Source organism: Legionella tucsonensis, assembly GCF_001468035.1.
Classification (GTDB): Bacteria; Pseudomonadota; Gammaproteobacteria; order Legionellales; family Legionellaceae; genus Legionella; species Legionella tucsonensis.
This window is the reverse complement of record NZ_LNZA01000008.1, coordinates 207222-222283: the sequence shown is the minus strand read 5'-3', so window position 1 is coordinate 222283 and position 15062 is coordinate 207222. Positions and strand designations below refer to the sequence as shown.

Below are 15062 nucleotides of genomic sequence, written 5' to 3'. Positions count from 1 at the left end.
AGTTCTTCACCCGAAATATAACACTATGAAATTGCATCATTTTTTTGAACAATCAGTTGATAATTATTCAAGCAATATTGCTTTGATTTGTGATAATGCATTTATTTCCTATCAGGAATTAGAAAATCGTGCGAATCAATTAGCTCATTATCTCTATGAGAATAAAATTGCCGAGGGTAGCATTGTAGGTATTCTACTAGAGCGCTCTATAGAGTGCTATGTTGCTCTACTTGCTATTTTAAAAACAGGTGCAGTTTATGTACCTATTGAAGTAGATTATCCAGACAATCGTATTAATTATATTTTTTCTGATCTGTCCTTTGATGCAGTTTTAACTTCTTCTATGCAATTGGCCCAAAAAAATCTGACATGGCCAACTTTTTATGCAGTTGATAAGCTTGCCAAAGAAATTTCCAACTACCCCACGCATAGACTAACTTGCCAAGGTGATTTAAGCACCAATGATTTGTGTTATATCATTTATACTTCGGGATCAACAGGAAAGCCCAAAGGAGTGGAAATTACGCAACGCAGCATTTGCCATTACGTTGAGGTTGCGAGCAAACTTTATGATATAAAGAGTAATGATAAGGTATATCAGGGTTTTTCATTGGCATTCGATGCTTCTTTAGAAGAGTTTTGGATGGCCTTTGCCAATGGCGCTGCCCTTGTTGCGTGTACTGCAAAAGAGGTACGATCCGGTTTAGGTCTGATTTCCTTTCTACAACAACACCGGGTTAGTGTTTTTTCAACCGTTCCTACTTTGTTGTCTTCTTTAGAAGGACAATTACCTGATCTGCGTCTTTTAATCTTGGGGGGAGAGACTTGCCCACCCAGTTTGGTTAAGTGCTGGAGTAGAGAGGGTCTACGCATTATCAATACTTATGGCCCTACCGAAGCAACGATTATTGCGACTTATGCAGAATGTCATCCTGATCAAGAAATTACTATTGGTAAACCCTTACCGGGTTACGAAGTACTCGTTGTGGATGAGCAATTGCAGGAAGTAGCAGAGGGTGAGGAAGGTGAACTTTGTATTGCTGGAGTTGCATTGGCTCGTGGTTATGTTAATCGACCAGAGACTACAGCAGAAAAATTCGTTTTAAATCCTGTAAATAAAAATCAACGGTTATATCGAACAGGTGATTTAGTTTCAAGAGATCCTGACGGTAATCTGCATTTTGCTGGACGCGTGGATGATCAAGTCAAATTGCGTGGATTTCGCATTGAATTAAATGAAATTGAAACCGTTATTACGCAATATACTGGAATTAAACAGGCAGTGGTCTCTTTGCAAATACTGGAGCAGCCTATTTTAGTTGCTTATTTGATTCTTGACACGCATAAAGCATTCGATGCAAATGAATTTAAAGTCTTTTTAAGATCACGCTTACCCGATTATATGCTCCCCACTGTAATTGAAGTTTTGGAAACTTTTCCAGTTTTAGCTAGTGGTAAGGTGAACCGCAAGGAACTTCCTAAACCCGTGCAACAAAAAGTAGATAACCTTTATAAGGCACCTACGTCTGAGTTGGCTAAGGAAATTGTACTCGTTTGGGAAAAAGTATTTGATTGTAAGGATATTTCTGTAAATGCAGACTTTTTCTATGATCTAGGTGGACACTCATTGCATGCAGCAAAAGTGATTTCTAATTTGCGCAAAATATCTGCTTTAAAAAACATATCAATTTTGGATTTATATAAAAATCCAACGATTGCTCAGTTGGAACAGAAATTTAGTGATCCTAATCTCAATGTACACGTTGATGAAAATAATTCGACTTCCAAAAAGTACAGTGTGCCACAATGGAAATACTATTTATGTGGTATTGGTCAGTTTTTTGGCTGCTTATTGCAATATGCGGTAGGCACTTTACAACTGCTTGCTGTTATTTTGTGTTACAGCTGGGTTAGTTCTGAGTATTCAATTATTTCCAGAGAATCACAGCTTACGTTTTTAGCATTATTTTTATCTATGCCAATCATTTCGTTATTGTTTACGATCTGTTTGAAATGGCTCTTACTGGGGCGAGTGAAGCCTGGAAAATATCCACTTTGGGGATGGTTCTATTATCGCTGGTGGTTAGTACAAAGACTGCAAAAGAATTTATTTTTAGCTAAATTTTTAGTTGGTTCGCCATTGGCCGGGATTTATTATCGCTTATTAGGAGCCAAAATAGGTAAAAATTGTTATTTGGGTTCCATGCAGATTTCTGCCCATGATTCATTAACTATAGGAGATAATACTTCTATTGGTGCTGATTGCAGACTTAATGGTTATATCGTTGAAGATGGGTGGTTAAAAATAGGAACCATCAGTATCGGCAATAATTGTTATGTAGGTTCGCGGGCAGTAGTTGGCCTAAATACTCAGATGGAAGACAATGCAGTCCTGGATGAAATGTCCATGCTACCTGATCATCATTTAATTCCTCAAGGAACCTATTTTTCAGGTTCTCCCGCAGTTTCCGGCTCTATTCCTGTTGACCATATTACTCGAAAAAAAGTTACCGTTGAAGAATCGAGCATACTGGAAAATTCTCTTTTTGGTATTTTGCATTACTTAGGCATCGTTTTTGTAATGGGGATATATTATTTATGTTTATTCCCCTCCATCTCTTTGATTAGTTATTACTATGACCAAGGCCATTATTTTACAACGATGTTTTTTGCCATACCTTTGGGGGCAATCATTTTTTTAAGCTTATACTATTTCTGCATTGTGCTTTGTAAAAAGATTATTATAGATAAGGTCAAACCTGGTAATTATCCCTTAAAGAGCGTTTACTATTTCCGTCATTGGATCATGGTGAAATTGCTGGATGGGGATGAAGTCTCAGTTATGGCTGATACTTTATATATGCCAGTCTTTTTACGATTATTGGGGGCAAAACTGGGTAAAGGGGTAGAAATGGGAGAAACACCCCATATTATTCCTGACTTGGTGACTATTGAAGAAGGTGGTTTTACTGCCAGTTCAGTCGCATTAGCTTGGCCTCATGTATACAATGGGTTCATTTCTTTTGCTCCGGTGGCGATTGGACGTAGAGCTTTTGTAGGGAATGTAAGTTTATTGTCTGCGGGTAAATCCATGGGTGAAGGTGGCTTATTAGGATGTTTATCAATGACTCCACCAGGCGACAAAGCAATGGAACCTTATTCTGCTTGGTTAGGTTCTCCGGCTGTATTCCTACCAAAGAGAGAGTTATTTGTTGGTTTTTCTGATAAAGATACATTTTACCCATCGAAAAAACGCTACTGCATGCGTTTATTTATTGAGTTTATGCGAATTATTTTACCATCAACATTTTCATTGATTGGATTGTTCAATATGCTTTATGTATTGGATTATATGTTGAGCGAATATTCGTGGTTTGTTACAGCACTGGTTCTGCCACCAACAGAGATGTTCATTACCGTCTGTCTTGTTGGTATATTGGTAGTTCTAAAATGGGGAATTTTAGGAAAATTAAAACCTTTAACTAAACCTATGTGGGACTCCTTTATTTGGAAAAATGATGTGATTGAATACTCATATAACTACTATACGAATCCGCATTGGACCAATAAAGTTTTAGGAACCCCTTTTGCGCTTTGGGTGCATCGTTGCCTGGGAACTAAAGCAGGTAAGAGGATTTTCACAGATAGCGCGGAGTTTTCTGAGTTTGACTTAATTACCCTCGGTGATGATGTTTGTATTAATGCTGAAACAATAATCCAAACTCATCTCTATGAAGATAGAATATTTAAAGTATCTCACGTCACTATTGGTTCTGGTTGTAATATTGGCGTAGGTTCAATTGTTCTTTACAACACATTAATGGAGAAAAATTCTTCCTTAGGCAGTCTTTCTTTGCTCATGAAAGGGGAATGTTTACCTGAAAATACTCATTGGGCTGGTATTCCTGCGCAATCTACAGCTCTTGGCATGTCATATCGGCAAGCTGTTTTACAACCCTCTACAGAAGAGCTTCCAGACGAAGCAATTCCAGAATTATTGTAGATTTGTAGATACTGTCTTTAAAAGCAAACCAAATTTTCCCCAAAAGGCGTCTTGCTTTTAAAGACAGTATCTGCAATTTTAGCCTAATAGATAATTATCAATTAAGCGGATGTCATCAATACGTATCGCAGCGAAACGACGGCCCTGGTGTTCTTCAATGTATTCCACCATAATCCCTTTTGCTGTTAATTTTTTTATAACTTGAGCACATGTTAGTGCTTTTTGTTGGAATAGTACTGCAAATTCTTCGGCTAAAGCTTTTTGCTTTTTATTGAGTCGGTTATTGCGGGAACTGTATGCCAAACCACTTGATTCACGAATGGTGGGACATGCTTTGATTTCGATATCCATAAAAAATGCTTTAACCATTCCCTGGATTAATAAGAATTGTTGATAATCTTTTTCACCGAAATAAGCCCGATGCGGCCTAACTAAATTCAATAATTTCATGACAACGGTTAATACACCATTAAAGTGTCCAGGTCTATGAGTTCCTTCCATGAGTTGACAAAGCTTGCGTTCATGCACTTGATAATTATATTCATCAGCATAGATTGATTTTTCATCGGGCAGAATACAATAATCAACACCGGAATCTTGCATAATTTTGAGATCTGCTTCTAATGTTCTAGGGTAATGTTTAAAGTCTTCAGCCTGATTAAATTGCGTGGGATTTACAAATAAACTAGAAACAGTATGGTCATTTTCTTTTTGGCTGGTTAAAAATAAAGACGCATGTCCAGCATGCAAATTACCCATTGTTGGTGCAAAGCCCAGAGTTAATTCAGTAGATAAAGATTTACGAAAGCATAACCATTCGTCGAGATTGTGAAAAATTTGCATGAGTTACTCCTAAGGAATTTGTGAGCTGAATAATTCTCATAAGCACTCTCGTCCTATGACCGGAAAGCCATATTTTACTTATCCTGAACGAAAAATACCCTGATAAAAGCTCATATACTGATGTATGCTGCGCTTTCTCATCGTATTTTTCATTCAGCCTGAGCTCAAATCTGACTTTCGACCAAGATTCAAAGCGTACCCCCTGAACAATTATTAATTCTCATTGCCTTGTTCTTAAATAAATACATCAAGCAATGTAAGAGATTATTCTGCTCCCCAATTAGAATGAATGTTCAGTTGCTGGAAAACTAACGTGTTGAACCTGTTGAACATAGGTATTTAATGCATTCAACAGAATTTCTTTGCCTTGAAGGTATCTTTTAACAAACTTGGGATTAAAATCAGTTTGTAAACCCAACATGTCATGCCAAACAATCACTTGTCCATCGGTACAAGAACCCGCTCCAATGCCAATAGTGGGTATACTTAATGACTTAGTTATTGTTAATGCCAGCTGTTGAGGAATGCATTCGAGCACGAGAGCAAAACAGCCTGCTGCTTCTAACTGATGAGCTTGCTGGATAAGTTTTTCTGCTTGTTCCTGGTTTTTTCCCTGTACTCTATAGCCGCCTAATTGATGAATGGATTGAGGTGTTAAGCCGATATGACCTATAACGGGTACACCTGCATTGACAAGATAAGAAATAGTCTGGCAGGTATCTGCATCAGCTCCTTCAATTTTCACGGCATGTGCTCCTGCTTGGAGTAAGCATTTTACATTTTCTACAGTTTGCGTAAGTGAGTTTTTATGGCTTAAAAAGGGAAGATCAGTGATTAAAAATTGCTGTTTTAAACCACGTGCTACAGCTTGGGTATGAAGAATCATCATCTCCATAGTAGCCATAATGGTTGTTTCATATCCATGTACTACCATGGCTACTGAATCTCCGACCAAAACACAATCAATATTTGATTCAGCTACAATACGGGCGGAAGGATAATCGTAGCAGGTAATCATGGAAATTTTTTTCTGTTCTTCTTTTTTACTTTTAAAATCATGGATTTTCATGCGTTACTCCTTAATGAAATGAAGTAAGCATTAAGATGAAAAGCGAGACACACTACAGGTACCTGTCGCATGGATCAAGTCCTCCAAAAAAAATTAAAAATGAACGTCACTGCCAACTTGGGTCAGCGCATTATGTACAGCTATTCAAAAGCGGCACAATGGCTATCATATTGCAAATTCAGGTAGTTGAGAAGCAGTTGATTTTTTGGGAGGAGGATTAAATAAACAATTCGATGATAAACAGCTGACTCATAAAAATCTGTCAATCGATTGCAAAATAAAATGAGGCCGATTGATAAATTACACGTGTTTTTTAGTAAGAGAAGAATCTTCTTCAATTCATACTGATAAGTTACATACCGGATAAAGATCTGCTCTACCATATTATTCTAGTTTGTAGTATGCTCTACCGCCGGCAAAGGTACAATTAGGGGAGGGCATCTGTTGAGAGCCATTTTTGTGTTTTTGAAAATACTTTCAGGTACTCACATGGAAGCCCAAGTCTTAAACCAGCTTCTCTCAAAATCTAATGCACTTATTTTATATGCCCGTTTAATTTCAGATAAAGCCAATGTGCAATTAGATTTAATATCGATGACAATTTGATAATGTTTAAGAGACTGAATTAGCGTTAATTAACATAATCTTCATAGCTGAAATGAGAAATTTATAATGGAAATATTAAATAGGAAATTCTTTGCTAATTCTGATCCGACAGAAATAAAAGGTTTAACTGGTCTTCGTGGATATGCTGCACTTTGGGTTTTTTTCTTACATGCAACGTGGGGATGGCAAGGTGATGCTTTTGCAATGAAACTTTCTCGTTTGGGTGGCTCGGGCGTTACAATATTTTTTGTGCTTTCAGGTTTTATCCTTTCATATGTGTATTCTTCTAAGTTTGCACAAAAAACAATCGGATACCGTAGTTTTATGTTTGCTCGATTTGCTCGAGTATATCCACTACATTTCGTGACGCTTATGCTTTATGCTGGTTTGGTGTTGATTAGAATTGATGGTGATCCGAATAATACATGGAAAACATTCATATTAAACCTTACTGTACTTCACGCGTGGGGATTCACAGAGCTTCTTTCGTGGAATCAACCTTCTTGGTCAATAAGTACCGAGTTTTTTAGCTATCTGCTTTTTCCTTTATTCATCCGCAGACTTGCTAAGGCTTCTCTATGGTTATTGTTAGTCATCCTGGCAATAATTTATTCTCAGTTAAGGTATCCTTTTTATGATGCTATTATAACTTGGGGAATAGCACATCAATTTCTAAATCCAGGTCGTCAATTTGCTCATGGAATTTCCCTAGTGCTATTTTTTTGGGCCTTCCTATGGGGGTGTGGCGTGTATTTTCTAGTAGAAAAGATCAAAATATGGACGCGTAATGTTATAATTTATGATGTTTTAACTCTAATTGGCGTATCTCTTATTCTGAATTGTTACTGTGCTACATTATGGCAAACAGTAATTCCTGCTGCATTGATTGTCATGGGCCTTTCCAATAACTCGGGACTGTCCAAATTGTTTTTTGGAAATAAGTTAGCATTTTTCATGGGCAAAATTTCTTACGCTCTTTATTTATCTGCACTCATGGTTCAAATAATTATTGATCATATTATATATCCCCATCATTTACCTCTTATACTTAATTTAGGGGCTGGTATTGGAGCTGCTACGCTACTTCATTATTACATTGAGCAACCCGCTCGCGAGCTATTAAGGAAGAAAATGAATTATTCATTGAATAATGAGAAAGGCACTACCAGTACTCTTGCACTGCAAAACTAAGATGTAATAGATTGGATAATCTATAACTTACACGTGAGGTCACACTAGAGGCGTCCAAACACCTCTAGTGCTTAAACACAGCAGTAGAGTAAATAATATTTGATATAAACAACCACCTAAAAAATAAAGCGCTTAGAAGAAGGCTTGTTTTATTATTGGTATTGATTCTTTTTGCTATGCATTTTGTTCATCTATAATTCTGAGTTATCATTCATGCTTTGCGTAGTCCACTGCTGTGGAAAGCTCAGAGTAGTCGCGTGAAAATGTACTTTATGATAACGGGTTTTTTATGCAAATCACTGAAAAATTAGCTATCCCTGGGGAACATGCTTTGTTTTTACAAGGAGCAATTGGGAAACTGGAAGCAGTTTTAACTGTTCCAGAACAAAATCACGCTGCCTTTATAGCCTTTTTGGGCCATCCGCACTCCTTACAAGGGGGCGCCATGAACAATAAAGTAGTTACTACATTAGCACGTGCCTTTAGAGAATTAGGTATTCCTTCATTACGCTTTAATTTTCGTGGTGTAGGCCAATCAGAAGGAGCTTACGACTCAGGGATTGGTGAAAGCGAAGATATGTTGATTTTGGTTCGTGAATGGCAAAAGAAGCAACCCGATAAGAAACTCATTTTTGCTGGTTTTTCTTTTGGTTCTTACGTGGCTTATCGTGCAGCAGCTCAATCGGATTCACAATTCTTAATTACGATAGCTCCACCAGTGCATCATTATGATTATCATGAATTTAACCCCGCGCCATATCCCTGGCTCATGATACAAGGTGATGAAGATGAGGTGGTTTCTTCTACTTTGGTTTTTGATTTTGCTTCCCAAAGCAAACCTGAAATACCGGTAATTCGTTTTGCCAATACAGGCCACTTCTTTCATGGAAAATTAATAGAGCTGAAAACAAAGCTCATGGAATATGTTCATTCTCAGGTTGTTTTATGATGAAGTTGATTACTCAATATGAAGCTGCAATTCATCGCGGTGAAATTGATGATGATCCTTTACAACGTGAAATATTGATACGTTTGCAACACCTTGTCGATAACGTCAAAAAATCGAACTCATCTTGGCTCTATCCATTAATTAAATCTCGGGTCACAGGTGTATATCTTTATGGTCCTGTTGGCGTGGGAAAAACCTATTTAGTTGATTTATTTTATGATTGTCTTGAAGAAGAAAAGAAGGCACGTTTTCATTTTCATCATTTCATGCAACAAGTTGACGCCAGGTTAAGGCGATTGCAAGGACAAAAAAATCCACTTCGTAAAATTGCTAAAGAATTGGCAAAAACGATACGCGTACTTTGTTTTGATGAGTTTATGGTGCATGATGTTGCCTATGCCATGATTTTAGCTGAATTATTGCAGGCTTTGACTGCAAATGGCGTTATTTTGGTAATTTCTTCGAATATACCCCCTGATGATTTGTATCGAGATGGAGTTCATCGAAAACGATTTTTACCTGCTATTGCAGCAATTAAAGCTCATTGCGACGTGCTGTATTTAAATGAACAAAGAGATTATCGTATTGGGCGAACTCCTTTAGTAGATGCTTATTTGTTTCCTTTAAATGAGCATACTGCCCAAACCATGAAAAAACAATTCACACTTTTAGCGAGTGAATTTAAGGAAAATGGAGTTATTACGATTCAAAATCGAGAGATCCCTTATCTCAAGCGTGCTGAAAAGGCAATTTGGTTTTCCTTTGATATTCTGTGTAACTTACCTCGTAGCCAACTGGATTACTTAGAGCTTGCAGATAAGTTTGATACTATTTTTCTAAGTAGAATACCTGCATTAACAGTAAATCATACGTTACAAGCCATTATGTTCATTCATTTCATTGACGTGATGTACGATCGTGGAATTAATATTATTATTTCCGCAGAAGTTGCGGTTGACGAGTTGTATACCGAGGGTGAAATGAAAGAAACCTTTAAACGTACCTTAAGTCGTTTATTGGAAATGCAATCAGTGGATTATTTGGCACGTCATCCCAAAAGAGAACTTAAGGAATTCATTGCAGATAATTCTTAGTTCAGTGTTAGCGGCTATTTTCTGGAGCTTGCTTTATTTCTCACCCAAACTATGAATGAATCTGATTAAAATGGTGTATATTTTTTTTCTTATTTGAGAATGATTCTCGATTTCATTTGTGCTAAAATTAGGTTATTTCACGAGTTGCTGTTATGACATGATAAAAATTACAGAGTTGATACAAGGTGATAGAGTACGGTTAACCGGTTTTGGCACGACCGATATGCAGTACAGGCGTAGACTTTTATCTTTAGGTGTAACTTGTGGTACAGAACTCTTAGTTGTCCGAATTGCCCCTTTAGGATGCCCTATACAAATTGAAGTCAGAGGAACTGCTTTAACGTTGCGCAAGGAAGAGGCGAGTCAATTGATTTTGGAGCGTATATGACTCATGTGCTGTTAGTAGGCAACCCTAATTGCGGTAAAACTACATTATTTAATGCATTGACTGGGGACAATCAACGTATAGGAAACTGGCCGGGTGTTACGGTTGAAAAGAAAACGGGAGAATTCTTCGTAGACCAACAACGATTTGAAGTGACTGATTTGCCAGGAGTTTATTCTTTGGTAGCTAATGCGGATGGTATCAGTCAGGATGAGCAAATTACTGCTCAGTCTATTGCTACTATGGAAGCAGATTGCATCATTAATGTGATCGATGCCTGTCATCTCGAACGGCATTTGTATTTGACCACCCAAATCCTGGAATTAGGTAAACCGGTATTACTCGCACTGAATATGATGGACATTGCCCAGCAACGAGGTATATCCATAGATCCAAATGCTTTGTCACAACAATTAGGTTGCCTTGTTATTCCGATTCAGGCACATAAAAAGGTAGGTACTCCTCAGCTGATGCAAGAGCTGACTCGAATGCCTCAGACGATTATTCCTTGGGCATTACCTGTATCTAAATCCATACAACAGACATTAATGACCCTGGAAAATACATTAATTCGTGAAGGTTATAGCCAATCGCTTGCTTATTATTATGCGCGCAGACTTGCTGAAGGAGATGGATTGTTATTCGGCAAGGAGATTGCTAACGATTTGACTTTATTGAACGAAGTGGAACCCAGCCTTGATATAGTAATGGCTGATGCTCGATATCATAAAATACATACTTTGGTTATTGCTGTACAGAAAAAATTCAGCGATGCCAGTGAGCATTTTACAGCAAAACTCGATAAGATTATGTTGCACCGTTTTTTTGCCCTCCCTATATTTTTTGCCATGATGTATTTGATGTTTTTATTTGCAATTAATGTAGGTGGTGCGTTTCAAGATTTTTTTGATATCAGTACCGATACACTATTCGTACAAGGTACTGCCTGGTTATTACAACAGATTCACGCTCCCAATTGGTTGATTGCTTTATTGGCAAATGGTATGGGTAAAGGAATTAATACCACCTTAACGTTTATCCCCGTTATTGCTGCGATGTTTTTTTTCTTATCTTTGCTGGAAACATCTGGATATATGGCAAGAGCAGCTTTTGTTGTTGATAAAGCAATGCGGATAATGGGCTTGCCTGGCAAGTCTTTTGTGCCGATGATTGTTGGTTTTGGTTGCAACGTTCCTGCGATTATGGCAGCGCGTACCTTAGATTCAGAGCGTGATCGGTTATTAACGATAATGATGAGTCCTTTTATGTCATGTAGCGCTCGTCTTGCTATTTATGCTGTATTTGTCGCTGCATTTTTCCCTTCCGGTGGACAAAACGTCGTGTTTTCTTTGTATCTTATAGGGATTTTGATGGCTGTATTAACGGGATTTATTTTTCGCAAATCCATGTTAAAAGGAAATGCCTCTCCATTAATTTTGGAGCTTCCTGCTTATCATAAACCTGCACTCAAGCGATTATTTAAAGAAACTTTTATGCGACTTCGTTTTTTTATAGTACGGGCAGGTAAATTAATTGTGCCAATTTGTGTTATTTTAGGCGGCTTAAATGCCATTACTTTAAATGGTGGAGTTAATTCGGGTGAGGCCAGTACTCAGTCATTATTGTCTTTAATGGGGCAATGGATTACTCCTTTATTTGCACCTATGGGGATTCATCAAGATAATTGGCCTGCAACAGTAGGGTTGTTAACCGGTATGTTAGCCAAAGAGGTTGTGGTTGGTACATTAAATTCACTCTATGCACAGATAGGTCATGCGGGTGAAGTTGTCACGGCACACTTTGATTTTTTAGCAGGTATTAAGGCGGCCTTTTGGTCTATTCCGCAGAATTTAGCTCAACTAGGTTCTGCTTTGCTAAATCCTGTATTAGCTAGTGCGGCAGATAATCCAGTAGCTCAGTCAGTATATGGAATAATGGCACAGCGGTTTGATGGAAAAATAGGGGCATATGCATATCTGTTGTTTGTTCTTCTTTATATTCCTTGTGTTTCTACTATGGCGGTAATTCGACAAGAAGCAAACAGAAAATATATGTGGATTTCTGTAGTTTGGTCTTTTGTGATTGCCTATATTGTAGCAGTTTCATTTTATCAAGCGGCTAAATGGATTCAGAGTTCGGAACAAAATATTCTTGGAATTATCGTATTCTTATTCGTTTTATTTTTTGCTATAGGGTTGCGCCAATACACCAAACGCAGCATAAGGAGGAATCATGTTGTTGCAAATACGTAATTACATTTGCCGTGAAGGTGTCGTGAGCACGCAACAATTGACTCGAGAATTTCGCTTGGATCTTCCAGCATTACAACCTATGCTTGACTTATGGATAGGTAAGGGCGTAATACGGAAGTGTCAGGAAAAGGCGAATTGTCAAAGCACATGCTTTAAGTGTCGTTCTAACTCCCCTGAATATTATCAATATCTTTTATAATTTGCTGCATGTTCGAGTTACATTTTTTTACGGGTTTTTTACTTAAGTTATTTTAACTTTCGTGCTCATTCATCAAATTTGGGCTAATATAATAATCATATAGTCTTGAATAATGCGGTATACAAATGGCTGATGAATCAGATATTCCTACTGAAGAAAACTTTGAACTTCTTGATAATAACGAGAACAGCATCGATTTTCGCAAGTTGCAAATGGAAGAGGATTTAAACGATCCTATAACTTTAGTAGAGCGGGTTTATCAAATCTGGTGGCATTGGGCTGATTTCGAACTTTACATTGTTTCTCCGACTTTAGATATTATTTCCCCTCCAATAGTTCTCAAACCAGAACGTATCCCAGGAACGGACGAGTATGAATTTGTATATCCTATTCTTGATGCAGGTTCAAAATTGTCTACTTCTAAAAGTGAAGAGATGCTCTCTGCTGGCATGTCAATGTATAAACTTTATATGACCATAGAAAAAATGATTTATATATTGGTTGAGCGTTTAAAAGAAGGCGGCATTGATAAAGAAACGGAAGTACAAGTAGCGTTCGGCGGACATTTGCTCCCTCAAAGAAAAGCTTTTGAATCAATTATCAATTTACCTTATAACGTTGTGGTAACTAACTTTGATCCTGGTGCGTGGGGTGAGCGTTACTTACAAATTGTCAAACAAAATGCGGATAAGTATGGGTATCCTTCTGAATCCCCACGTGATACATACAGACAGCCACATAAAAACCCTAGCTCAGGTCCTAAAAGATAAGTGTTTTATATCTTAAATTCTCTGAGCTGAGGTTTTCTAATTTTCAAATGGTATTGAATCAAAGCACTGCTTTAATTGAAGGAGTATCTTCATTTTTACGGCAATGTACCTCAATGTAATCAATGCAAATTTTTAATTCCTTATTAACTTCACTCATAGCCTTTAATTGGTTCACAGCCTCCATGGCTGCTTTATTTCTAACATCTTCTTCTGTTTCTTTGTCTGTTCGTTTTACTGCTGCAAGAATTTTTTTAACCTGCTTTAGTTGGGTATTAAATAGATTACTCATAGTAGTATGATGATCACAGTAGTCTGTAAGTATGGTTTTTGTCAGAGCTAAAGGATCATGTTCTAAGTGATGCTGATGCATTATTTCATAGGAGAGATAACGGGCAATTTTATGATTCCCAGCGTACTGTGCAATTTGTAACGCATTTTTAATGAAATAAAGGGAAGGTTTATTCTGTTCATCTAAATTACAAAGCAGCTGGACAACATCAATGTGTCCTGTTCTGGCCGCAATGTGCAACAAATTACCAGAGGTTCTTTTGTCGGGTTGCATAAAACTGCAAAGAGCCTTAAAAACTTCCACTTGAGTACTTTCCCCTGCTGTTGCTGTTAATGCATAAGTTAATACACAATTCATTGCCTTCTGAGAGGGTTTACCCCATTGGTCTTGAATGAAATAATTCAAAACCTGTTCCCACTCTCCATATTGGGCTGATTTAATGAAGTGTTTATCGATTCGTCTTTGTAGAAGGTTGAGTGCCATATCCACAAACTCTTTATCAGGTGCATTTGCAGGAGGTTGCAAACTTATAATGGCTTTAATTGCCTCACATACCTTAGAAGAGGAGTTTATATCACCATGACGTTCATATCGTGTCATCCGTAATAGCGCCAGTTCCAAACTTGTATTGATTGCTTTTTTAGTGGGTTGGAGTACGGGAGCTGCTAAGCTTGCAAGAGCAATAACAGACTTCCAATTATTGGTTTGAAGTGTTGTTACTGTTGCTAACTCGAATGCTTTGTCCACAGCTATTTGACTTGGTCGACGGAGGGTGGTTAAGCTTAAAAGCGCGATCACAAAATCCCAATTATTTGTTTTAGTCGCTGTTAGTGCTGCATTCACTAATGTCTTGTCTATTGCTGCTTGACTTGGTTTACAGGCTGGGTCGGTTAAGTTTATGATCGCGATAAAAAATTTCCAATTATTGGTTTTAGCTGCGGCTACTGCTGCTTGCTCTAACGTTCGGTCTACAACTTTTTGACTTGGTTGATGAGTCTTCGATTTCAAACTGCATAACATTACAACTATATTCCATCGTCTCTCGGCTTCTTCTGTTGAAACTTGAGATGCTGAAATTATTGCTTTTTTTATTGCTTCATCAATCACCTTGGGTCGAATTTTAGCCATGGTTAAAGCTGATTTTATGTATTGGCTGTTTACAGTTTGAAAAAGGCCTCTGGAGGCTAAGTCGATCAGTCTTACTTCTTGCGAATTAAATTCAATTTCTGGCATGGAATATTAACCTATAAAAATTAAAGCGTGTTAATTATACAGCAAGTTGAATAAAAAAAATTAGTTACTGTTAATTAATCATTGTCCTCAGTCAGTAAGTCATATTTTCATATGCTGCAAGTTATTTTTCATAGTTGAATAAATCGCGATCAGAAAAGTAATTCACTTAATTCTAAAAA

11 protein-coding genes are annotated in these 15062 nt (G+C 37.5%); 8 read left to right on the top strand and 3 right to left on the bottom strand.

The window, feature by feature from the left end:
- Positions 1 to 25 precede the first annotated feature (25 nt).
- Positions 26 to 4003: a Pls/PosA family non-ribosomal peptide synthetase gene (locus Ltuc_RS13690; RefSeq protein ID WP_058521918.1), complete on the top strand. Its 3978-nt coding sequence runs from the start codon at positions 26 to 28 to the stop codon at positions 4001 to 4003.
- A gap of 78 nt (positions 4004 to 4081) precedes the next feature.
- Here the strand turns inward: Ltuc_RS13690 and panC are convergent, their stop codons facing one another.
- Entirely contained in the window at positions 4082 to 4846 is a 765-nt protein-coding gene (panC, locus tag Ltuc_RS13685; protein WP_058521917.1) for a pantoate--beta-alanine ligase, read from the bottom strand.
- A gap of 280 nt (positions 4847 to 5126) precedes the next feature.
- Positions 5127 to 5915: a 3-methyl-2-oxobutanoate hydroxymethyltransferase gene (gene panB, locus Ltuc_RS13680; RefSeq protein WP_058521916.1), complete on the bottom strand. Its 789-nt coding sequence runs from the start codon at positions 5913 to 5915 to the stop codon at positions 5127 to 5129.
- Between the two features lie 672 nt (positions 5916 to 6587).
- Between panB and Ltuc_RS13670 the strand changes: the two genes are divergently transcribed.
- The 7 genes from Ltuc_RS13670 (at position 6588) to Ltuc_RS13640 (ending at position 13361) form a co-directional block, all read left to right on the top strand.
- Entirely contained in the window at positions 6588 to 7712 is a 1125-nt protein-coding gene (locus tag Ltuc_RS13670) for an acyltransferase family protein (RefSeq protein ID WP_058521914.1), read from the top strand.
- A gap of 289 nt (positions 7713 to 8001) precedes the next feature.
- Positions 8002 to 8661, top strand: a complete 660-nt coding sequence (locus Ltuc_RS13665; protein ID WP_058521913.1) for an alpha/beta hydrolase — start codon at positions 8002 to 8004, stop codon at positions 8659 to 8661.
- Positions 8661 to 9755 (top strand): cell division protein ZapE, encoded by a 1095-nt coding sequence (gene zapE, locus Ltuc_RS13660; protein WP_058521912.1) that lies wholly within the window; start codon positions 8661 to 8663, stop codon positions 9753 to 9755. The genes Ltuc_RS13665 and zapE overlap by 1 nt, the downstream gene beginning before the upstream one ends.
- A gap of 157 nt (positions 9756 to 9912) precedes the next feature.
- Positions 9913 to 10143: a FeoA family protein gene (locus tag Ltuc_RS13655; RefSeq protein ID WP_058521911.1), complete on the top strand. Its 231-nt coding sequence runs from the start codon at positions 9913 to 9915 to the stop codon at positions 10141 to 10143.
- Positions 10140 to 12392, top strand: coding sequence for a Fe(2+) transporter permease subunit FeoB (gene feoB / locus Ltuc_RS13650; RefSeq protein ID WP_058521910.1), 2253 nt, complete (start codon positions 10140 to 10142; stop codon positions 12390 to 12392). Before Ltuc_RS13655 ends, feoB begins: the two co-directional genes overlap by 4 nt.
- Positions 12373 to 12591 carry a FeoC-like transcriptional regulator gene (locus Ltuc_RS13645; protein ID WP_019234566.1) on the top strand — a complete coding sequence of 73 codons (219 nt, stop codon included), beginning with the start codon at positions 12373 to 12375 and terminating at the stop codon, positions 12589 to 12591. Before feoB ends, Ltuc_RS13645 begins: the two co-directional genes overlap by 20 nt.
- Before the next feature lie 125 nt (positions 12592 to 12716).
- A complete protein-coding gene (locus Ltuc_RS13640; protein WP_058521909.1) occupies positions 12717 to 13361 on the top strand; it encodes a hypothetical protein in 645 nt (214 codons plus the stop codon).
- 58 nt (positions 13362 to 13419) lie between these two features.
- On the opposite strand, the gene Ltuc_RS13635 is transcribed toward Ltuc_RS13640, so the two are convergent.
- Entirely contained in the window at positions 13420 to 14883 is a 1464-nt protein-coding gene (locus tag Ltuc_RS13635) for an ankyrin repeat domain-containing protein (protein ID WP_058521908.1), read from the bottom strand.
- Positions 14884 to 15062: the final 179 nt, after the last annotated feature.

Coding starts and splice junctions, on each gene's coding strand:
- Ltuc_RS13655 (WP_058521911.1), top strand. CDS start 9,913: ATGATAAAAATTACAGAGTTGATACAAGGTGATAGAGTACGGTTAACC.
- Ltuc_RS13640 (WP_058521909.1), top strand. CDS start 12,717: ATGGCTGATGAATCAGATATTCCTACTGAAGAAAACTTTGAACTTCTT.
- feoB (WP_058521910.1), top strand. CDS start 10,140: ATGACTCATGTGCTGTTAGTAGGCAACCCTAATTGCGGTAAAACTACA.
- Ltuc_RS13645 (WP_019234566.1), top strand. CDS start 12,373: ATGTTGTTGCAAATACGTAATTACATTTGCCGTGAAGGTGTCGTGAGC.
- panC (WP_058521917.1), bottom strand. CDS start 4,846: ATGCAAATTTTTCACAATCTCGACGAATGGTTATGCTTTCGTAAATCT.
- Ltuc_RS13690 (WP_058521918.1), top strand. CDS start 26: ATGAAATTGCATCATTTTTTTGAACAATCAGTTGATAATTATTCAAGC.
- Ltuc_RS13670 (WP_058521914.1), top strand. CDS start 6,588: ATGGAAATATTAAATAGGAAATTCTTTGCTAATTCTGATCCGACAGAA.
- panB (WP_058521916.1), bottom strand. CDS start 5,915: ATGAAAATCCATGATTTTAAAAGTAAAAAAGAAGAACAGAAAAAAATT.
- zapE (WP_058521912.1), top strand. CDS start 8,661: ATGAAGTTGATTACTCAATATGAAGCTGCAATTCATCGCGGTGAAATT.
- Ltuc_RS13665 (WP_058521913.1), top strand. CDS start 8,002: ATGCAAATCACTGAAAAATTAGCTATCCCTGGGGAACATGCTTTGTTT.
- Ltuc_RS13635 (WP_058521908.1), bottom strand. CDS start 14,883: ATGCCAGAAATTGAATTTAATTCGCAAGAAGTAAGACTGATCGACTTA.